General features: G+C 38.0%; 17 protein-coding genes, 3 pseudogenes and 1 riboswitch. Of the genes and pseudogenes, 6 read left to right on the top strand and 14 right to left on the bottom strand.

Annotation, left to right across the window (positions count from 1 at the left end):
• The 5 genes and pseudogenes from OSO01_RS22665 to OSO01_RS22685 all read right to left on the bottom strand — a co-directional run.
• Positions 1–168 (bottom strand): annotated as a pseudogene (locus tag OSO01_RS22665) (Fe-S cluster assembly protein SufB); the annotation flags it as partial.
• Between the two features lie 244 nt (positions 169–412).
• Positions 413–1,723, bottom strand: a complete 1,311-nt coding sequence (sufD, locus tag OSO01_RS22670; RefSeq protein ID WP_147212733.1) for a Fe-S cluster assembly protein SufD — start codon at positions 1,721–1,723, stop codon at positions 413–415.
• A gap of 17 nt (positions 1,724–1,740) precedes the next feature.
• On the bottom strand, positions 1,741–2,529 hold the full coding sequence (sufC, locus tag OSO01_RS22675) for a Fe-S cluster assembly ATPase SufC (RefSeq protein ID WP_147212734.1): 789 nt from the start codon (positions 2,527–2,529) through the stop codon (positions 1,741–1,743).
• Between the two features lie 77 nt (positions 2,530–2,606).
• A complete protein-coding gene (locus OSO01_RS22680) occupies positions 2,607–4,334 on the bottom strand; it encodes an ABC transporter ATP-binding protein (RefSeq protein ID WP_147212735.1) in 1,728 nt (575 codons plus the stop codon).
• Positions 4,331–6,112 (bottom strand): ABC transporter ATP-binding protein, encoded by a 1,782-nt coding sequence (locus OSO01_RS22685; protein WP_147212736.1) that lies wholly within the window; start codon positions 6,110–6,112, stop codon positions 4,331–4,333. The genes OSO01_RS22680 and OSO01_RS22685 overlap by 4 nt, the downstream gene beginning before the upstream one ends.
• A 436-nt stretch (positions 6,113–6,548) precedes the next feature.
• On the opposite strand from OSO01_RS22685, the gene OSO01_RS22690 reads away from it, so the two are divergent.
• Positions 6,549–7,193: a TetR/AcrR family transcriptional regulator C-terminal domain-containing protein gene (locus OSO01_RS22690; protein WP_147212737.1), complete on the top strand. Its 645-nt coding sequence runs from the start codon at positions 6,549–6,551 to the stop codon at positions 7,191–7,193.
• A gap of 502 nt (positions 7,194–7,695) precedes the next feature.
• Here OSO01_RS22690 and OSO01_RS22695 read toward each other — a convergent pair.
• Positions 7,696–8,025: a 2,3-bisphosphoglycerate-dependent phosphoglycerate mutase gene (locus OSO01_RS22695; RefSeq protein WP_246145291.1), complete on the bottom strand. Its 330-nt coding sequence runs from the start codon at positions 8,023–8,025 to the stop codon at positions 7,696–7,698.
• A gap of 52 nt (positions 8,026–8,077) precedes the next feature.
• Between OSO01_RS22695 and OSO01_RS22700 the strand changes: the two are divergent.
• Positions 8,078–8,311: pseudogene (locus tag OSO01_RS22700) on the top strand (2,3-bisphosphoglycerate-dependent phosphoglycerate mutase); the annotation flags it as partial.
• Here the strand turns inward: OSO01_RS22700 and OSO01_RS24150 are convergent.
• A complete protein-coding gene (locus tag OSO01_RS24150; protein ID WP_368483304.1) occupies positions 8,228–8,413 on the bottom strand; it encodes a histidine phosphatase family protein in 186 nt (61 codons plus the stop codon). The pseudogene OSO01_RS22700 and the gene OSO01_RS24150 sit on opposite strands and share 84 nt — an antisense overlap.
• Positions 8,414–8,712: 299 nt before the next feature.
• Here OSO01_RS24150 and OSO01_RS22705 point away from each other — a divergent pair, with 299 nt between their 5' ends.
• The gene (locus tag OSO01_RS22705; RefSeq protein WP_246145292.1) at positions 8,713–9,090 is read left to right on the top strand and encodes an ArsR/SmtB family transcription factor; all 378 of its coding nucleotides are present in this window, start codon (positions 8,713–8,715) and stop codon (positions 9,088–9,090) included.
• 58 nt (positions 9,091–9,148) lie between these two features.
• Here the strand turns inward: OSO01_RS22705 and OSO01_RS22710 are convergent.
• Positions 9,149–11,387: pseudogene (locus OSO01_RS22710) on the bottom strand (heavy metal translocating P-type ATPase).
• A 294-nt stretch (positions 11,388–11,681) separates the two neighbouring features.
• Between OSO01_RS22710 and OSO01_RS22720 the strand changes: the two are divergent.
• Both OSO01_RS22720 and mgtE read left to right on the top strand, forming a co-directional pair.
• Positions 11,682–12,626, top strand: coding sequence for a helix-turn-helix domain-containing protein (locus OSO01_RS22720; protein WP_147212740.1), 945 nt, complete (start codon positions 11,682–11,684; stop codon positions 12,624–12,626).
• Positions 12,627–12,896: 270 nt separating this feature from the next.
• Positions 12,897–13,062, top strand: a riboswitch (M-box (ykoK) riboswitch).
• A gap of 266 nt (positions 13,063–13,328) precedes the next feature.
• Positions 13,329–14,312, top strand: coding sequence for a magnesium transporter (gene mgtE / locus OSO01_RS22725; protein ID WP_077604192.1), 984 nt, complete (start codon positions 13,329–13,331; stop codon positions 14,310–14,312).
• Between the two features lie 826 nt (positions 14,313–15,138).
• Here the strand turns inward: mgtE and OSO01_RS22735 are convergent.
• The 6 genes from OSO01_RS22735 to OSO01_RS24155 form a co-directional block, all read right to left on the bottom strand.
• The gene (locus tag OSO01_RS22735) at positions 15,139–15,417 is read right to left on the bottom strand and encodes a hypothetical protein (RefSeq protein ID WP_147212742.1); all 279 of its coding nucleotides are present in this window, start codon (positions 15,415–15,417) and stop codon (positions 15,139–15,141) included.
• A gap of 174 nt (positions 15,418–15,591) precedes the next feature.
• Positions 15,592–15,912, bottom strand: a complete 321-nt coding sequence (locus tag OSO01_RS23855) for a PepSY domain-containing protein (protein WP_246145293.1) — start codon at positions 15,910–15,912, stop codon at positions 15,592–15,594.
• Between the two features lie 199 nt (positions 15,913–16,111).
• Positions 16,112–16,459, bottom strand: a complete 348-nt coding sequence (locus OSO01_RS23860) for a PepSY domain-containing protein (RefSeq protein ID WP_246145295.1) — start codon at positions 16,457–16,459, stop codon at positions 16,112–16,114.
• Positions 16,460–16,668: 209 nt separating this feature from the next.
• Positions 16,669–18,039, bottom strand: coding sequence for a PepSY-associated TM helix domain-containing protein (locus OSO01_RS22745; protein WP_147212743.1), 1,371 nt, complete (start codon positions 18,037–18,039; stop codon positions 16,669–16,671).
• Between the two features lie 138 nt (positions 18,040–18,177).
• Positions 18,178–18,756, bottom strand: coding sequence for a DeoR family transcriptional regulator (locus tag OSO01_RS22750; RefSeq protein WP_147212744.1), 579 nt, complete (start codon positions 18,754–18,756; stop codon positions 18,178–18,180).
• Positions 18,757–18,984: 228 nt separating this feature from the next.
• Positions 18,985–19,119, bottom strand: a complete 135-nt coding sequence (locus OSO01_RS24155) for a helix-turn-helix domain-containing protein (RefSeq protein WP_077604196.1) — start codon at positions 19,117–19,119, stop codon at positions 18,985–18,987.
• 775 nt (positions 19,120–19,894) lie between these two features.
• Between OSO01_RS24155 and OSO01_RS22760 the strand changes: the two genes are divergently transcribed.
• Positions 19,895–20,272 carry a MerR family transcriptional regulator gene (locus OSO01_RS22760; RefSeq protein WP_077604197.1) on the top strand — a complete coding sequence of 126 codons (378 nt, stop codon included), beginning with the start codon at positions 19,895–19,897 and terminating at the stop codon, positions 20,270–20,272.
• Positions 20,273–20,309: the final 37 nt, after the last annotated feature.

The following is a 20,309-nucleotide window of genomic DNA, read 5'->3' on the forward strand; positions in this document are numbered from 1 at the left end:
CTCTAATGCCTTCAGACGGTAGTCAAGCATCCACTGCGGCTCTTCCTTCATTTTCGAAATTTCCTTAACAATATTTGGCGTTAATCCTTTTTCTGTACGGAAAATAGATACGTCTTTATCATGAAATCCATATTTATACTCTTCTATTTCCGGCATATTTTTTGCCATTGTTAATAACCTCCCTCGGACAGAATAAAAGCTTCTGTCTTATTTGTTGTGTACACCCTTTTCCATGGCCTTCCGAGCGAGTGTCGCATATTTAATCCACCAGGAAATTCGGAAACTACCTATATCTCCCAGCTTCTCTGAATCTGCTTTTGCGGAATTGCAGAGGAATGTAAATAAACTAAGGGATGTCCATTTACTTCCTGGTGAAAAGTTGGAAATTGTTCTTTAATGGCTTTTATATCCATTAATAAACTTTCCTTTCAATCACTTGTGTTAATTGTTTACGTACAGACTCAATTGGAAGTTGAGCCACCACTGGAGCTAAGAAACCATGAATTACTAAACGTTCTGCTTCTTCACGTTCTAGTCCTCTGCTCATAAGATAGTACATTTGCAATGGATCCACACGGCCTACAGAAGCAGCGTGACCTGCTGTTACATCATCTTCATCAATCAGAAGAATTGGATTGGCATCTCCACGGGATTTTTCACTTAACATCAATACACGGGACTCTTGCTCAGAATTTGCTTTTGTTGCACCATGTTCAATTTTACCAATAGCATTAAAAATGGTTGAGGCAGAACCCTTCATGACGCCACGTTGCAGGATATATCCATCTGTTGCTTTTCCGAACTGGCGAATGCTGGACGTAAAGTTTTGTGTCTGCTTACCTCGGCCAACAGATACTGCTTTTGCGTCCGAAGCAGCATTTTCCCCCATCAGGTAGGTAATGTTTTCTGAAACCGTATTTCCATCATTCATTTGTCCAAGCGCCCAATCAATTCTTGCATCATGCTTGGCAACACCACGACGATTCACATAAGTAGTTGTACCTTCTGCAAAGTTATCTACTGCACCATAAGCAACTTGTGCATTATCATGAGCAAATACTTCTGTTACAAGATTAGCAACAGTTTCTTCCGTATCATTATGAGAAATATAGTTTTCTACATAAGTGACCGAGCTGCCTTCTTCTGCTACAACAAGCACATGATTTAATAGTGCACTGTCGGTATCTTCCTGCCAGAAGACTGCTTGAAGCGGTTCTTTAATCTGTACGTTTCTAGGTACATAAACAAATATACCGCCATTCATCAGTGCTCCATGCAGTGCTGTTAAACGGTTCTGATCAACAGCAACAGCATCATTCATATAATATTTTTCTACAAGATCACTGTGCTCGTTCATTGCTGTAAAAATATCTGTGAAAATAACACCTTTATCCTGAAGCTCCTGTGATAGACTGTTATATGCAGCTGTTTGATTACGCTGAATATACAGATTCTCCATACTGGCATCACCATCAAAATATGCTCTTAACTCTTCAGGCAGTTCATCAATAGAAGTAATTTTTACTGCTTCTTTATTGGAATGCTGGAAATCTGTAAAATTCCAGTTTGTAATTTTTGTTTTATCTGGTTTCGGCATGTCTAATGAATTAGCCATTTCCAAAGCTTTTGAACGAAGCGTAGCCATCCAGCCGGGTTCATTGCGATCTTTGGAAATTGCTTGAATATATTCTTGATTGAATGGAAGCTTTGTCTCTACATACATGATTACCCCTCCTTACATTACGCGTTTTGTTCTGTAGTTTCTTCGTCTTCGATTCCTAATTCTTCTTTGACCCACTCATAACCTTCCGCTTCAAGACGCTTTGCAAGTTCTGGTCCACCGGATTTCACAACACGTCCTTGCATCATTACGTGTACAAAATCAGGTGTAATATAGTTTAATAGACGTTGGTAGTGAGTAATAATCAAGCATCCTAAATTCTCCGAACGCATTTGGTTGATTCCTTTTGATACAACTTTTAGTGCATCGATATCCAATCCTGAATCAATTTCATCCAGAATTGCAATATCTGGATGTAATTGTAATAATTGTAAGATTTCATTACGTTTTTTCTCACCGCCAGAGAAACCCACATTCAGATAACGTGTTGCCATATTTTTATCAATATCAAGGTATTCTAAATCCCGATCTAATTTTTTGATGAAATTCATCAAAGGGATTTCATCGCCTTCTTCACGTTTTGCATTAATCGCAGAACGTAAGAAGTCAGAAGTAGTTACACCGCTGATTTCACTTGGGTACTGCATTGCTAAAAACAGTCCGGCACGAGCACGCTCATCTACTTCCATTTCTAATACATCTTCCCCATCAAGTGTGATAGTTCCCTCTGTTACCTCATAATTGGGATGTCCCATGATTGCAGAAGCCAATGTAGATTTACCTGTACCATTTGGTCCCATGATGGCATGGAACTCCCCACTTTTAACCGTTAGATTCACTCCTTTTAATATCTCTTTGTCTTCAATGGATACATGAAGATTCTTAATTTCTAATACTGTACTTGACATAAATCATACCTCCAAAACTTTATTTTAAATAAATTGAATAAGATATTTATTCTCATTTCAATTTAAAGATTGAGTGATCAGGTGATGCTCCATGAAGAAGCCTTGGCTCGCTCCCGCCAAAAAGCGGCGTAATCTCCATTGAGCTTGAGTAACTCATCATGGCTACCTATCTCCGTCACAGTTCCTTCGCGCAGAAACACGATCTGGTCGGCACCTTGAATCGTGGAGAGCCGATGGGCGACCATAAGCACCGTTTTGTCAGTGGTCACTTCAGCTAATCCTTCCAGAAATGCTGCTTCATTCTCTGGATCAATTGCGCTCGTCGCCTCATCCAGCAAAATAACTGGTGCATTCTTCAAAATTGCACGTGCTATCGAAATTCGCTGTCGTTCACCTCCAGACAAGCTGTGTCCACCTTCTCCAACGTTGGTATCCCAGCCTGCGGGAAGCCTACGGATAATCTCCTCAACCTGCGCGATTCGAGATGCCCGTAGCACCTGTTCGTCTGTTGCTTGTTCGTTGCCGATGCGGATATTTTCCCATATGGTATCATCGAACAAATAAACGTCTTGAAACACGAGAGATATATGCTGCATCAGATCTTCTGTAGCAAGCTCTCGGATATCGCTATCGGCGAAATCGATACGCCCAGAATCAACGTCGTAAAATCGGGCAATCAACTTAATCAGAGTGCTCTTGCCAGAGCCAGAAGGACCTACTATCGCAACCGTGGTCTTAGACGGAACCGAAAACGATACATTCTGAATAACGGGAGAATGGCTATCATAGCCGAAACTGGCCCCCTCTAACCGCACTTCGTATTGCGAACTAGGACGTGCTGGTTTATCAGGAACGGGCAAAGGCTTCGCATTTAAAATATCAGCTATCTTGCGCAGTGAGGACCGGGCCATTCGAATGCCGCCTCCCAAATCTGCCACTGTTGAAACAGAAGAGGTAAACTGTGCGACTACGGCAATAAGTGCGATCGCGGTCGCAGGCGAAATCTGAGCACCGAGAGCCAGTGGCACAATCGCTATCACGACAAGTAGCAACACAAGTTGCACCGCGATACGGAAGATGATCGAGCCTGGAATTGTTGACTTCAAATGTCGGTTACTTGCATGACGTTGTTGTAGCAACACTTTCTGTAATGACTGGTTAGCATCACCGACGTATCCGTAAGCACGGAGCACAGGCTGGGCTTGGACATACTCAATTATGCGGGCGTTTGCAGCAGCTGCCGCTCGATCCATACCACCATCTCCTTTACGATAGAACAGCCGACCAAGTCGGTTCATCCCCCAAAGGAACGGAATAGCTACTAAGAAGGCGATTCCGATTCTCCAGTCGATAATTAGCATACCTAACGTGAGCACGGATGGCGTGATAATCCCGTTAAGCATTGGTGTCATCAAAAATCCGAATACGAGCACCACATTATCTGTACCACTACTGATTGTTCGAGTGACGGTTCCTGTTCGTTGCTGACTGAACCAGCCGAGTGGAAGAGTCGCTATATGGTCCCCAATCCGATGATACAGTCGAGACGAGATACCTAGTGACAGGTGCACACCGATTACAGAGCTAAAATAATTGCAAATGATAGCTATCCCTGCGGAGAAAACAAGACAGACAATCCATATCCACAAATCAGAAGATCCTGGATCAAATATTGCATTCAAAATCGGTAGAAGGAGAAGAAACGACACTCCCTGCGCGATACAAAACAGAATGACTAGAGCAACGAAGCGTCGGAACAGTCCACGCTGGTCTTCGCCGACAATTTGGAATAACTGTTTAATCATTGCTTTCCCCTACCTTCCTTTGTTCGTTCATAAGCTTTCCACAATCGACTGTACAGACCGTCCGACGGGACGAGTTCCTCATGCGTGCCACGCTGCACAATGTTTCCATCGTCAACTACGAGAATCTGATCAGCACCTACAATAGTATGCAGACGATGGGCGATAACTAGCACCGTTCTCCCTTTGATTAGCGATATCAAGGCATGCTGGATCTCCGCTTCAGACTCGGGATCAATCATTGAGGTCGCTTCGTCCATCACTATAATTGGTGCATCCGCCAGCAATGCTCGTGCTATCGAAATTCTCTGCGCCTCTCCTCCAGATAATCGAGCGTCCACACCGACGATAGAGTCGTAGCCTCGGGGCAGCCGCTTGATTCGATCATGAATGCGTGCCGCCCGCGCCACTCTTACGACGTCTTCCTCGCTAGCATCAGGGTTGCCGAGACGAATGTTGTCACGAATCGTCTCTTGCAGTAGACGAACATCCTGAAATACAAATCCCACTTTCCGATACAACTCGGATGTATCCATCTCCCGGATAGGTACACCACCAATCGCAATCGAGCCGCTTTGAGGATCATAAAAGCGGGGCAACAGCTTCGCAATCGTCGACTTCCCCGAACCTGAGGGACCAACCAAAGCAGTTATCGTGCCAGGAAGCATGACAAAACTGACATGATCCACTGCACGGTGTCCCTCTTTGTAACTAAATACAACGTTCTTACATTCCACATCGAGTTGACCGGCGTCAGGGGTTTGAGGATTCATTGGCTCCTCAATCTCTGACAAACCACGCGTATTCTCTAGCCGTTGGGCGGCTTCCATCGCCTCCATCAATGAAGACATCCCATTACCGAGACGAAGAACCGGATTACCCATGGTGAGTGCAAGTAGTAAAAACGGCAAAATTGTCAATGGCTCCATCCGACCAGTGGCAATAAAACCTGTTCCGACCATCAGGATAAGTAGTAAGAAGGTAATCGGTTGAAGCAAGACACTGATTGCTGCCTGCAACTTTGACAACGGCAATAGCCAATCAACCGTTCGAGAGATGTACTCATCTACGGTATTGCTATAGCGTCGGTGAGCCTTTCCAGTCTGACCAAAAGCCCGTATGACTTGAATCCCTTCGAGCACCTCGATCACCCTGCCGGATAGCCTTCCTGAAATTTCTCCGATACCCCTTGTCACACCGGAAGAACGCGAGGTGACAACACCAAAGATAATAAAATACGTAAGTGGAGGTGCCAACGCAATAATCGCGAGACGCCAATCAACCGTGAACAAATAAATAAAACTCAAGAGTGGAACGGCAAGTCCTGAGACAAGGTCGAGAACGGAATGAGCGATCACGTAATGGATTGCATGTGTATCGTCCTGTAGCATTTTCTTTACCTGACCAGCATTGTTCACGGAGAACCACCCTAATGGTAATCGACCGAGTTTAGCCACCAATTCCCGTCGCAATCTCCACTGGTGTGTGCCGTCGGTCAAGTGCGTCACTGTAAGGGCCACCATCGATAGAGCAGCATGTAACACAAGACAGGCCACTGCCGATAGAACCAGTGTCCAAACTAGCCCTGCATTTGGTGCGGGAGACAGCAACTCGTTACCGACCTGCACAATCAGCACATAAGGTAGCACTGCAAATACCGCTGAAAGCAGTTCAATCAACGTAGCTCCTAGTAGCGGCTTTGTAACTGGAGAAAGCGCTTTTCCTAGAGGAGCTACTTTGGAAAATAAAGCAATTCGCGTCGATGTATTCGATAGCTTCATTTTATTTTCCTCCCGCTAAAGTGCCTTAACAATTGTTTCCTCTTTATTTTTTGAGTCATTAGCTTCATTTTGAGCTCCTTTCTCTCCACAAATATACTATTCATATTGATGGAGTGTTTTTCAGTTAAAATTATACTTGTTCAATGACCAAGAGTCAATTAAAATATGGTCACTGACCAATAAAACAGCTCTAATTAGTGATTAATTTATAAGCAATAAGTTTCCAGATGATCGACTATAGACATACATATTTATAGAATGACTCTAGTACAATTTGAAGTAGGAAAAATCTTAAATGAATTTTTATTTTAAAATTTTCTTGACTCCTGTGTCACTGTACAACAATCCATTTTATGATATAATGACCTCAGATTATTGGCTATTTACGCCAATTTTGGATAGAAAATATCATAGTTCCTAGAGAGGATGACAACTTATGGGTTCTACTCGTACCACTCAATCCGACGTCATTCAGGCTGCACTCAATATTTTGAACGAATCTGGGCTTGAAGCGGTCACACTGCGCGCTGTAGCCAAACGGCTTGGTGTTTATTTAAACACAGTGTCCTGGCAGGTCAAGACGAAATCCCGCCTGATTGAATTGATGGCCGATACGATTTTTTCCGAGCTGTCCCTTGATGAGTTGCCTGAGCAACCAGAAGAACGTACTAAGGAAATTTTACGACGTCTTCGATCCGTTCTTTTGACACACCGTGATGGCGCTAAGCTGGTGACTGGTACAACCGTGTACGAAACAAACACGTTGCGGATTGGAGATGCAATCATATCGGCACTGCTCCAACTTCACCTTCCCCATAGGGAAGCTGTTCGCATATTTTGGACGTTGGCTTACTTCACATTTGGACTCGTACAAGAAGAACAGGGAGACTCAGTCGCTTATTCCGACTCGAAGTTACAGAAAACACTTGCTACAGACGAGTATCCAGCGTTTTCTCGAGTACTAACTTCCATGTACGAAGATAGCTTCGATGATCGTTTCGAATACGGCATTCATTGTGTACTTACTGGTGCTTTCCAATTAGTAGATAACAATGAACCAGGTATACGGAAGGGGAAATAAACAGTGAGTGGTACCCGTCGTAACGTATTGTTGACAGACGGGCGTTATCACAAAACAGTTGTAGCTGAATCTTAATGAGCAAAAATTTAAAAACACCAAATACTGGATGCTAGTATATATTGAGCGAATACAAAGAAACGGATGAACATCCCATTTATCGTGTAAAAAGTAGCATACAAAATTTGCAAAACTTTGTGTGAAATAGCTACAATTATGTAGATACATATTGGCACGGATAGGAAAGAAGCTTCTCGACATCCATGAACTATGCTTTATCACATTTTTTTCTAATATTGATAAAGCTTAGAATTGATGTAACAAATATATAGGAGATACTTTTTTAAAATAAAAATTCCAACTTAATATTAAGTTGGAGAGATAAAACCTTATTATTAAATTTAATATAATCAATATTTTTAAGAGACTGCAATTACTTCGCCAAATCAAAAATTGATTTGCTTTAACCATCTTGCAGAGCAATTTCTTCTATTATAACTCTGCTTCAAAGATAGTATTTATCTACAGGATGCAACTGTTTATCAAGCATATATACTAGCGGAGCGCCAGTTGGTATATCCAGATCAATGATCTCCCCAGGAGTCAGATTATCCAAAAATTTAAGCAATGCCCGCAGACTATTACCATGTGCAACAATAAGTACATTATTACCTTTTTTTATCTGTGTTTTAATTTCTCGATTCCAGTAATATTTAACACGTATTGCTGTTTCCTTGAGGCTTTCTGTTAAGGGAATAAATTCGTCATCAATATCACGATATTTAGCATCATAGATTGGATACCGTTTATCGTCTTTAGTCAAAGCAGGTGGCAATTCGTTATAACTTCTACGCCATAATTTAACTTGTTCTTCTACATAACGGACAGATATTGACTTGTCGGATAAAGGGATTGAAGAAGCACAAAATGCAGGTAGATTACTTAAGGAAGCACAATTTGCTTTTGATGTCGCTTACACTTCATATTTAAAACGTGCCATTAAAACACTAGATTATGTGCTTGAAGAAATGGACTTGCTATGGATCCCTGTATATAAAGCTTGGCAGCTTAACGAACGCCATTATGGTGCGCTTCAAGGATTGAGTAAAACTACTGTCGCCCCAACCTGTAAAAAAATTTGCTTTGTTCCATTCACTTTCTCCGTGTCTTATTAAAACTAGTTTATACATGTCTTTCACATCCTTTCTAATGATTTTTTCCATTAATCTTTCAGAAAGGCCTCTTGAATAATTCAAATATCTATCTTTTTTAATATGATAAAGAAATATGGAACATAATAAAAAATGGCTACTTTTGACTTGATGATATCATCCAAAAATATAAAGTTTCACTAAAAAGTAAACCATTATACGATCATATTTTTAACAATCAATTTAAGGTTGTCATAAGCGTTATGATGATTAAAATAAACTGCCAAAAACATCTCCTTGACAAGGGGCTGAGGAACACCTAAACTTTTAATGAAAAGATTGTTTAATAAAATAATTGTTTGATTAATGGGGTGACGAAGATAAACAATAAAGAAATACTTCATGATCACAGTAAAAATTTGAGCCATATTTTAGAACAAATGCCCGATGTTCAATTTTTTTTGGAGGGAGCTGCTGTATTTCAACAGCTTTGTGATGGTTCCCGCCTTCGAATACTTTGGTTACTCTGTCATTGTGAAGAGTGTGGACATAATATCTCAGCTGCACTTGACATGAGCCCCGCTTCGATTTCTCATCATTTAAAATCTTTAAAACTCCATGGTTTAATTAAAAGTAGACGTGTTGGTAAAGAAGTTTACTATTCTCTTGCTGATAGCGAAAAAGCTCGTCTAGTTCATCAAATGATTGATGATTATTTTGATATGAGTTGTCCCTTGAAAGGCCTTTAGATTAATGATAAAAATGGGAGTATTACCTGCAGAATTTCCATTTAATACTCCCATTACACTATGCTACTATTCCTTTTCGATTTCCTTCCTCTTGATTTTGAGAAAACTGTACTGGCGTGTTGAATTTTTTTATGTTGAGTGCTCGTATTGCATTTAGAATTGCTAAAACGGATACTCCGACATCAGCAAATACAGCTGCCCACATTGTTGCCATGCCTATAGCTCCCATAATCAATACAATCCCTTTAACACCCAATGCAAAAACAATGTTTTGTTTAGCGATACGGAGTGTCTTTTTGCTTATCTTCATCACTGTAGCAATTTTGGACGGCTCATCGGTCATAATTACAACATCTGCAGCTTCAATAGCTGCATCTGAACCCAATCCCCCCATAGCAATACCGATATCTGCACGTGCAAGAACAGGAGCGTCATTGATGCCATCACCTACAAAGGCTAGACTTCTTTTTTCGTTTTTTTGCTTCATTAACTCTTCCACGTATTCAACCTTATCTGCAGGCAACAGCTCCGTATATACTTTATCTAGTTTGAGCTTAGTTGCAACCTTTTTCCCTACCGAATCTGCATCCCCAGTTAGCATGACAGTTTGCGTGATTCCTGCGGATTTCAGAGCTGTTATTGCATGTGGAGCGTCCTGTTTAATTTCGTCTTCAACAAGGATATATCCCATGTATTCATTGTTAACAGCAATATGAACTGCAGTTCCAACAAGTTTTCTTTCATTGTAGGAAATGTGTTCTCGTTTCATAAGTTTGGCATTACCCGCAAACACAACTTTTCCGTCAATTACTGATTTCACTCCATGACCAGCGACTTCTTCGATATCCTTAATACGGGAAGAATCAATCGTTTTTCCAAATGCCTGTTTGATACTTTGAGCGATGGGGTGGTTAGAATAATCCTCCGCATACGCTGCCAATTCCAATAACTCTTGATTGGACATTTTTTTAGAATATATTTCACTGACAATGAAATTACCTTTTGTTAGTGTACCAGTCTTATCAAATACGACCATTTCTGTGTTGGCCAAAGCCTCAAGATAATTGGATCCCTTCACCAAAACGCCAGATTTGGATGCCCCACCGATTCCGCCAAAAAAGCTGAGTGGTACCGAAATAACTAAGGCACAAGGACAAGAAATGACAAGGAAGATTAGAGCTCTTTCAATCCAGATGTCAAACGGTTGCCCCATGACAAGCGGCGGAATAATTGCTAGAATTAGTGCGGCAAAAAAAACAAACGGGGTATAGTATCGGGCAAATTTTGTAATGAAATTTTCACTTTTGCTCTTTTTATCAGATGCATTTTCAACCAATTCGAGTATTTTTGCTACTGTAGACTGGCCGTATTCCTTGTTTACTTGAACGGTCAATTTACCAGTTTGGTTAATACAACCACTGATTACTTCTTCTCCTTTTTGCGCATCTCGTGGAGCAGACTCACCTGTTAGTGCTGAAGTATCTATTGTAGAGAAGCCATCTGTTATTATTCCATCCAGAGGGATTCGCTCTCCAGGTTTCACTACAATACTCTCATTAATTTGTACCTCTTCCGGGTCAACCTGTATCATTTCTCCATTTCTAAGCACATTAGCATGGTCGGGTCGAATATCCATCAGTTCGGATATTGACCTGCGTGATCTTGAAACTGCATAGGATTGAAATAACTCACCTACTTGGAAAAACAACATAACAGCAATACCCTCAGGATATTCTCCAAGACAGAAAGCTCCAATCGTAGCTATTGACATTAGGAAGTTTTCGTCAAAGACCTGTCCTCGAATGATATTTCTTGCTGCTTTCCAGAGTATGTCTCCTCCAACGATGAGATAGGGGATAAAAAATACTAGAAATTCGGAAAGACCATCTAAATTAGAGATAAATGCTGCTACAAAACCTGCAGATGCAATAAGGATACGTAGCAATCTTCTCTTTTCTTTTTTGGACATGTTTGTATCCTCCTTATATTTGAGTCAGCAACCGTTATAACTGTAAAACTGCTACTGACTCAAACATTGTATTTCGTTTTGTATTGAATGGACGTGAAAATTTAACAACTTAAGTTTCTATCGACACCCCCGAATCAATTTTCTTTATAATCTTCTTGGCTTGTTTAAATACTGCATCGAATTTATCATCTGGCGCCTCAAGAATCATTCTTTGACCCATGAAATTGACCTTTACATCGGTAACTTCATCTAGCTTGCTAATACCATGTTCAATTTTCGCCGCACAATTGCCACAGTCCACATCTAGTAGTTTATAAGTTTTCTTCATAAAGTAATTGCTCCTTTTTATTATTTTTTATACAATCAAACTATAAAACAATCAAGCAATCATTTGATTGTATCTAAATTCTAGTATAATGACTTTATCTTTCATTCTCTACATATTTGGAAAGGAAAGACCGATAGGGCTAGAATTATGGCTGATTGGAACAAATTTATAAGAACTGTAGAAATGTTTATTTAATGGATAGGTATAAAAATTAAAGCAGTTTTCATTTTGTAATCAACAACGTACATCGTATTCTCATAAGAAAAAATTAATATTTAAGGAGGTATAAATATCATGAACAGTTCTTTTTTCCATATCAATGCTGATATGAATTTAATACAAAATAATCAACATGTTGTTTATCAGTTGAATCCAAGTAAGGGACAAGGAACCGCGTCTGTTCATTCTGTACTCCCTGGAGTTGAGGTAACCATCTTTAATTTTCAGACCAGCGCTTTTGTACCAACAGCTCATCTGAACATGAATATTTTAGAGTTAAATCACTGCCTTGAAGGACGTGCTGAATGTAAAATGAAGGATGGATGTTTGCAATACATAGGGGAAGGTGATTTGTTTATGAATACGATGAGGAATCACAGTAATTGTATTGAATTCCCCTTAGAATACTATAAAGGTATAAACGTTACGATTGATCTGGATAAGTTTACAGGTCAACTATCGGAGCATCTCCCCGACATGGAAATTGATGTACGGGGTCTTGTTAACCGCTTTTTTGAAAACGATGAATGCTTTTTTATACAAGCAAAAGAGAATATTCAACATATCTTTAAAGGTATGTATTCTATACCAGTTGAGGCTAGAGATACCTATTACGGGCTGAAGGTTCTGGAAATTTTAATTTACCTTTATTATTTTGATACAGCTAAAGAGCAGCAGAACAATTTTTTTGTCCGGCAAGAAGTTGACATTATCAAACAGATTAAAAAGATGATGACGGAACAATTTGAACAGAGATTTACGATTGATGAACTAGCAAGACAATATCACATCAGTCCTACTACATTAAAGACTGCTTTTAAAGGAGTATACGGTGTTTCTATTGGGGAGTATATGAAAGCGTATCGTATCAAAAAAGCGGCTTCTATGTTACTTAAAACTCAAGAAAGTATTGGGGAAATCGCTTCGGCAGTGGGATATAAAAGTCAAAGTAAATTTGGAGCTGCTTTTAAGGATATATACAAAATAACACCTTTAAAATATCGAAGTAAATATAATTAAATCTAATTTTAGTGTGCGGAAAATGGATTAGAGAGAACTGCAATTTTAGTCTGATACCTGTTTTAAAATGAAGGAGTGGGAGTTATTAGCAGCATCTATAAGAGTGACTTGACTGAAGGGAAATGCTTTAAAATTTTAAATAATGACATTCAAATAACCAGTGGACGGGATCATATCTCTGGTTATTTTTAATGTACTGACTTATCTCTGAGATAAAAAGATTTGACAATTGTTTTGATGGCTTCTACACTAGATGAGGATAATCATATACGAATTCCTCGCTAGGTGAGGCTCCTATGTGGAGAAATGCTGCTGCCCAGAAATGTCGAAAGACTCCAATGGGTCAACAGGAACCATCGACTTAAGGTGGTTTTTAATGTAGCTGGATATATTTCCTACGCCACATAGTGCTAAAGCTCTGCGAAGGAGGTTTATTCATTATAAAATGACTTAGGCTTTATACGCACTTTGTGTGGTGACGCTTGAGTGATCTGCATTATGCAGTCGCAAATGTTAAACATCCTTCTTTGTGGAGAGGGATGTTTTCTCGTTGTTCGGGTAAAAAAACTTGTGAGGATTTCGTTTCTAAGACGAAAGGAGGTGGGGGGGATGACTGACCCCTTTGAGAGTAGGTTATGCACAAAAATTGAAAAGAAAATCCCCTCACCTTGGGGAGAGCATCTTTAAAAGGAGGTTCTCAATATGAATCACAGCATTTATGAACACGAAACAACTGGAACGTTAATGAAACAAGGGTACGTTGCTTTACAAGAAACTTGTACAGTAGAGCAAGCTATTCTTCATTTAAGAGAACAGGTACAAGGAAAAAGGAATATTCATTATGTCTATATGATTGATGAAGATCAACAGTTAACAGGTGTATTATCGGTACGTGAATTATTAGCCGCAAGCGATACGGAGGAACTTGCGGATATTATGAAAAAGAATCTTATTTATTTCCCAGCAAATTTGGACCAAGAAGAAGCAGCCAAAGTTTTCAGGGATAAAGACCTTGTTTCGATTCCCGTCGTGAATAAATGGAAACAATTGATGGGAATTATTCATGTAGAAGATATTATTGATGTCATTCATCAGGAGGCTGATGAAGATATAGGAAAACTTACAGCATCTGGAAAAGAAATTGATTTCCATACCCGTCCGCTCATAGCAGCTGGAAAAAGGCTTCCATGGCTTATCTTATTATTATTTATTGGATTGATTTCTGGGGGAATCATTGAAAGTTTTGAAGAAACATTAGAAGCAGTAGTCGCCCTAGCTTTTTTCATGCCAATGATTGCAGGAATGACTGGAAATACTGGCACACAATCACTTGCTGTTGTCGTTCGCGGACTTGTATCAGAAAAACTCGATTTTAAAAAAGCTACTAAGCTTTTATGGAGAGAACTATTGGTAGGAATTATCATTGGGCTTACTTGCGCGATTATCATTGCAATTGTCGCTTATATATGGAGAGGAAGCTTGATGCTTGGATTTGTCGTTGGTGTTTCACTCTTGGCTACGTTGATTATCGGAACGCTCGCCGGAACGATTATTCCGCTGATTCTTTATAAGTGTAAAGCAGATCCTGCCGTTGCTTCAGGACCGCTGATCACAACAATTAATGACATTCTATCCTTGCTTATTTACTTTGGTATTGCCACGATGTTTATCTCAAGGATTATGTGAAATCCCCATTCGTTTTAGAAGTTTTGTCGTAATTTAAACCTAAAAAAAGCATCGGGGCTGGTATCTATGTTTTTCTCGATTTTCATTTTAAGTGTTGCTACCATATCGGTTTATACATGTATCAAAATGATGTGTAAAGAGTTTAGAAACAGTAAAAAAGTAGAATTAGCTCTACCTCATTTTGTAAGGCCGGAAGAAATTGCAGCAACAGCTGTATTTTTAGCTTCATATCTGATGGAAATGCATATACCGATCAAACTTGGGATTAAATAGTGATAATGTTATGTTTTAACAGATTTAAAATGTAAAGTGTAGTATTGTTAGTATTTGAATAGATATTGCTAGTGGTTCCAAATAAAATCTTTAAAATAATTTCAGACATAAATTTAGCACAATCTAATTAACATCAGATTGTGCTTTTTATTAAAAGTAGTTTCTACCTCTTGAATATTTTTCTGTAGTGGTAAACCAAATAAACGTTGATTTTATTAAAATCATTGCTTAGTAATACAAAGAATCTGCTGATATATTATGAATATAAAAAAACACTTATAACAGTGCCCTTTTATATTCAATAATGTCGCTTATTTAACAATTATCTATTAAAATTTAAAAAAGCAACATACTTTATTATTTAGTGATGATGCTCATGTCCTCATGTGAATCTTCTGGCTCGTCAACATCCTCTACTTCCTTATAATCTTCTACAATAAATTGTTTTGTTAGCATAACGTTTGAATTGTTGTATCTTGCATGTATTTTTATATTGTATACCCCATCCTTTTCAAAAAACGTCTCTATCTCATATCTGTTATTTAATGTTTTTTCAAACAGACGGCTCCAGTACCTTCTCAGAATCTTTCTCCCCTATTTCTGCAAATATTTCATCTACATCGGTTAATGCTTTCCCACTTTCTGATAGCTCAATTTCCAACTTTGTATTCTCTTCTTTAACAATATTTTGAGGTATTTGTACATTGATTTCTAAAGGTTCTTTCTTATAATATTTCTCTGTGACACCTTCATCTACTGCTTGAAAAGAACAACCTATTAATATTATGGACATTGTAACGCCAAACAATCCTACACTGATTCTTTTTATCATGAAATCTCTCCTCCTTTTTCAGAGGAACCATAGAACCATTTTCTGAGTTTCGGGATTTGCCGGATGACAAACCAGTCAAGTAAAAGATTACCAGAACCGATAGTCCAAATAGCGGAAAAATGTTTGCAAAGACGATTAATATTATCAATATGCCACGTAATTTTAAAATACTTATTAATTTTGGTGCACGAAATGTCCTTCTAGTTTACGTTCCCACCAGAGAATTAACCCTTCAATGATTAATCCCATGATTCCTAAACATACAAACAGCCCAATAAACTGATTAGCTAACCCATATTCCAATCCTTTATGAACAGTGATTCCCCAAGACATCAATTTACCTAACGGTTCGTAATTATCATACAGATAATCTGCTAAAATCTCCCCACTATACTGATCAATATGCATTGTTGCTTCATCTTTTGCTTTTGGAGGGAAGACAGAAATGTATATACGCCATCTTCTGTTTGAGAGTAGATAATCTCTTTGATTCAATGTAGCACTTCTATTGTTTCCGCGGCCCATAGCACATCCGCAATATCTTTTATTTTTACATCTGAACTAGGGGCGCTGCCCATCCAAATACTTGGTGGATAACCGACGCCCGCATTCGTAGTCCATGTTTGAAAGGTTGTACCTCAATTTCCTGTCCACAACAATCCGGTGAAAACAAAAAAATAATTGCCAGTGACAATCAAAATCCTGGTACAACATGAAGATCACGTATAAAGGTTCTTTTTCGTGATTTTAACCGTGGATAAAGTACTCCTGCCATACGCATTTTTCGTGGCCACCAATCATTAATTTTTACTTCGGCGGAACGGTCAGCAGCATCACATGGCCAATAATTGTTTACATCTGAATTAGGGCATTCTTCCTTTACAGTATCTACCACTTTCGAATGGATAGGTTTTTCTCCCTGATCAGCTACAGTATAGTAATCATCATATAAAAATTTTTCAACCTGCGGCTTGAATAAATAAACAGAACCTGTAATGGCATGAATCATTAAAAATGGCGCTATAATAATCCCTACGTACATATGCCAGCGCCAAATAGGTTATCTATTTACGTTTCAAATCTTTCTTCAATACTAGCAACCTCCTGATAATTCTCTGTCACTGAAACAAATCCTCAGGGTTTCAGTGACGTAATAAATATAATTTATAGACGTTTATTGTTGAGCAGTATCAATGTTTTAATTACAAGAAACAAAATTCAGCTACTCTATTTAGATTCTGAATCCTTAAATTAGGAAAATTCCTTTTTTCGCTTGTCCATGAGATTTAGAAGTAATTCTAATATAAGGACCAAAATAAGCGAAATACCGAAAAGTGGCATGATTAAACCTAAAATCACCATTAAACTGACAAAACCAATAGAAAGTTTTTTAGATACTTTGATTGGAGCAGACAAGCTGCCTTTTTTCTTGCGATTCAGCCACGTCATGAATCCCAGTAAAATAAGTGTTAAAAAGCCAAGACAAACAGCCAAATTAATAATTTTATTTGGCCAGCCAAATAAGTGTCCCTCATGTAATGGAATTCCCCAGGTAAACCATTTACCAATAACCCCATAATTTTGATAATCTACTTTTCCAAGCAAATCACCTGTGTATTGGTCGAAATAATTCGTTGTTTCTTCATAAGGGGAAACATCCAGACCAGTGATACCAGAATTGCTTCCTTTAGAAACGGTAAATACACCTAGCTCATCTGTTGGATAAATGATAGAATATGGTCTACTTATTCCTTCTTCATCAGCTCTATTACTAATTTCTTCAACAGACAATTGATTAGAAATATCATTAGGTGTTCTTGCTCCTGATTCATGATGTCCTGCATGCCCTCTATGATCTTCATGTTGTTCAGAAATTGGTTCTTGTTGACTTCTGGTTGCCCATGGTATTTCATTTACATCGGATGTAGGGGGATTGTATCTCATCTCTGTATTTCCTAAATCAGGATAGCTTTCTCCTAGTTTATTAATTTGGCTTCCCATAAATGCAGACCAAGGCAGACCAGTGAAAATAATTATTACCATTGGTATAGTTATAATTAAACCGATAAGAGCATGATTTCTTTTATTATTCTGCCGTCTATTCTGGGTATTTCTTACTTGAAGTGCTTTTCCCTTAAAGGTTAAATAAATACCAGATAACAATAAAAAAATAGCCCAGCATGCAGCTAATTCCATTAGATAGTTTACCAATGTTCCTCCAATAAATAGAGAACTATGTAGATTCCGAAGTACATTGGAGTATGTGAATTCCGCCTTTTGATCCCCGACTATCTGATTATTATCATCCAAAAAAACATATTTTTCATCTCCAGTATTACCTGTTAAGGTTAACCTTTTATTATAAGGTTCGTCCAACATAATTACCTTTGATACTGTATAGTCTTCATAGGTATTATTTACTTCGGATATTCCTTCTTCCAACGTGAATGTCTCTTCTTTGCCACTGTCACCAAAAAACAAATCGTCATATAAAGCATTCTCTGCATTTGTATAAAATAAATAGCCGATACCGCTTAGTGTCAACGTAATTAACAATGGTGTAATAAAAAGCGCAGCATAAAAATGCATCCTCCAAAACCTGTTATAATTGTTTAATTTCATTTGGCTCCTTCTTTCTAAAGTTTGGTTATAACTCCTTGTCTCCTTCAAAATAAGCAAAGTCTTAGAGTGCCTCTGAAAATATCATTTACTAAATTAATCATGATTTTTATACAATTCCATATCTCTTGCTTATCTTCTTTACTTTTGTTTGGAACAACAGCTGGCCTGCATTGCTTCTGTCACTCTTTCAGCAGCTTCTTCAAAACGAAGTACGGTTCCTTCAAACCCCTTTACAAATTTTTCTGCATGATCTTTATTTCCAAAAGTCAACACTTGAGGCTCACAACATCCCATTTGGAGTGAGGTATCCATCACAAACCAGGCAGTTGTGGCGCTTATTGTGGTATTTGTCATAAAATCATGACACAAAGCCTGCAAGACAACTTCTCCCAATTGTTTATGCCTCAAAATACCACAATGAGCACAACAGGTTCTTTCAATTCGATTGGCGGAAAGGATAAGTTGATAGGTAAGTTTGCCCTCATTACTTATTGGTTTATGACAGTATGTACATTGCTTTTGTTGTATCTTATTAGAAACCTCCTGTAATTGAACACCGCCAAAGATTTTTTTAACCAAACCCTGTTCCATTAGTAACTTTAAATCACGATGGATGGTCATTTCCGATACTTCAAATTTTTCGCTTAAATCTCGAATTTTCACATGACCTTCTTCCTGAATCATTTGATATATTTGCTCTTGTCTTTTTGATTTCAACAAACTATCACACCTTTCATCAAAATATAACATTTTATAACAACAGTATAGCATATTGCATTTCTGAATTGATTAGAAAAAAAGAAATTTTTATGATCAAACTGTGAAACTTTAGTGGATAAAACTAAATTCTAATAAAATTACTAATAGCACGTACTCTAAATTATTCAGAATACGTGCTGTTTCAATATTTTTGTCTATTCCTCATCTTCTTCAATTCGGAATAATTCATTCATATCTAGCTATATCATTATAAATCGTGCTCCGAGATACATTAAATCTATCTGCAAGTTCATTTACAGCCAAGTAATCATCTGAATGAATTAATTGATTTAGCAAAGCTATAATTCTTTGATTCAACACATAACACCACCTAAAAACATAATATAATGCTTTGTATTATGCCCTATCTACATTATAAATAACTCTCATAGTCAAAATAAGACCAAATACTTAACAAAGCTAATTACAAAGTTGTACCTGCGTGAAAATATTTTTAACATCTGATTTTAAGAAGCGTTTATTGATTTTTTATTATAGGTTGAGGATTATAACATTATAATTGTAATAGAATTCACGGTAGTGTTGGGGATAAAATACCCCAAGAAAAGGAAAATTTATATGCTCGTGCTGTTGAATTAACCTCTTATGACGTGCCAACACGGTTTTAAAATCACTGGCTTCCTGTCCAGAAAATCATGCCCGTAGAGGATTCATGTTAAGTTCTACCAGTTTATATCAATCAAATTCAAAGAATATATATAAACTTAACTTATTTGTGCTTTGTATCCAAAATATTGACCTAGCTTCAATACAGAAGCATATGATACACTTAGTTTAAGTAAGCTCAAACTATAATCATCGTTCTTTATCTAACAATTGAACCAGTTTTTTGAATAAGGGATATTACATATTGACATAAAATAAACAGATGCATCATACAATTACTGGAGGAAATTTAATAAGAAACGGCAATACCACTCAAAATCTCAAATAATATTTTCAATTTGAAATAGTACCAGCGAAGTTGTGTTTTCGGGAAACGAATGACTGAACTTTGTCACACCATTACTTTTTATCACCCCCCTCCCCGAAATTACGTACAAGAGAAAAATGAAGAACAAGGAGCTTAAAAAATATGCTGACAATCAAAAAGGCTTCTGAAAAAGTAGAAGTTCCGGTATCAACAATTCGATATTATGACAATGAAGGGCTTTTGCCATTTATTAAGCGTGATGAAAATGGTTACAGGATGTTTAAAGAGGAAGATTTATTCTGGCTGGAATTAATAGGTTGTATGCGTGCAACAGGAATGTCTATAGAAACATTAAGGCATGTGGCACAACTTCATATGAAGGGAGATAACACATTAGAAGAAAGAACACGAATCTTTCGTGATCATCAGAAAAAATTGCAAAAACAAAAACAAGATATTGATATGGCATTGGAAAAACTAACTAAGAAAATGAAGATGCTGGATGGTGAAATCTCAGTTGAAAACCCCTCTCAGATTTAGACTTTTGAGAGGGGTTTTATAGGTTCTATGTCAAATG

It is taken from the genome of Oceanobacillus sojae (assembly GCF_007991515.1).
GTDB lineage: Bacteria > Bacillota > Bacilli > Bacillales > Amphibacillaceae > Oceanobacillus > Oceanobacillus sojae.

What these genes read in the sequence shown, in the direction of transcription:
- OSO01_RS22680 (WP_147212735.1), bottom strand. Translation starts at nt 4,334, where the DNA reads ATGATTAAACAGTTATTCCAAATTGTCGGCGAAGACCAGCGTGGACTG.
- OSO01_RS22760 (WP_077604197.1), top strand. Translation starts at nt 19,895, where the DNA reads ATGCTGACAATCAAAAAGGCTTCTGAAAAAGTAGAAGTTCCGGTATCA.
- OSO01_RS24150 (WP_368483304.1), bottom strand. Translation starts at nt 8,413, where the DNA reads ATGGAAAAAATCATTAGAAAGGATGTGAAAGACATGTATAAACTAGTT.
- OSO01_RS22690 (WP_147212737.1), top strand. Translation starts at nt 6,549, where the DNA reads ATGGGTTCTACTCGTACCACTCAATCCGACGTCATTCAGGCTGCACTC.
- OSO01_RS23860 (WP_246145295.1), bottom strand. Translation starts at nt 16,459, where the DNA reads ATGTACGTAGGGATTATTATAGCGCCATTTTTAATGATTCATGCCATT.
- OSO01_RS22720 (WP_147212740.1), top strand. Translation starts at nt 11,682, where the DNA reads ATGAACAGTTCTTTTTTCCATATCAATGCTGATATGAATTTAATACAA.
- sufC (WP_147212734.1), bottom strand. Translation starts at nt 2,529, where the DNA reads ATGTCAAGTACAGTATTAGAAATTAAGAATCTTCATGTATCCATTGAA.
- OSO01_RS22735 (WP_147212742.1), bottom strand. Translation starts at nt 15,417, where the DNA reads ATGATAAAAAGAATCAGTGTAGGATTGTTTGGCGTTACAATGTCCATA.
- sufD (WP_147212733.1), bottom strand. Translation starts at nt 1,723, where the DNA reads ATGTATGTAGAGACAAAGCTTCCATTCAATCAAGAATATATTCAAGCA.
- OSO01_RS22685 (WP_147212736.1), bottom strand. Translation starts at nt 6,112, where the DNA reads ATGAAGCTATCGAATACATCGACGCGAATTGCTTTATTTTCCAAAGTA.
- mgtE (WP_077604192.1), top strand. Translation starts at nt 13,329, where the DNA reads ATGAATCACAGCATTTATGAACACGAAACAACTGGAACGTTAATGAAA.
- OSO01_RS22745 (WP_147212743.1), bottom strand. Translation starts at nt 18,039, where the DNA reads ATGAAATTAAACAATTATAACAGGTTTTGGAGGATGCATTTTTATGCT.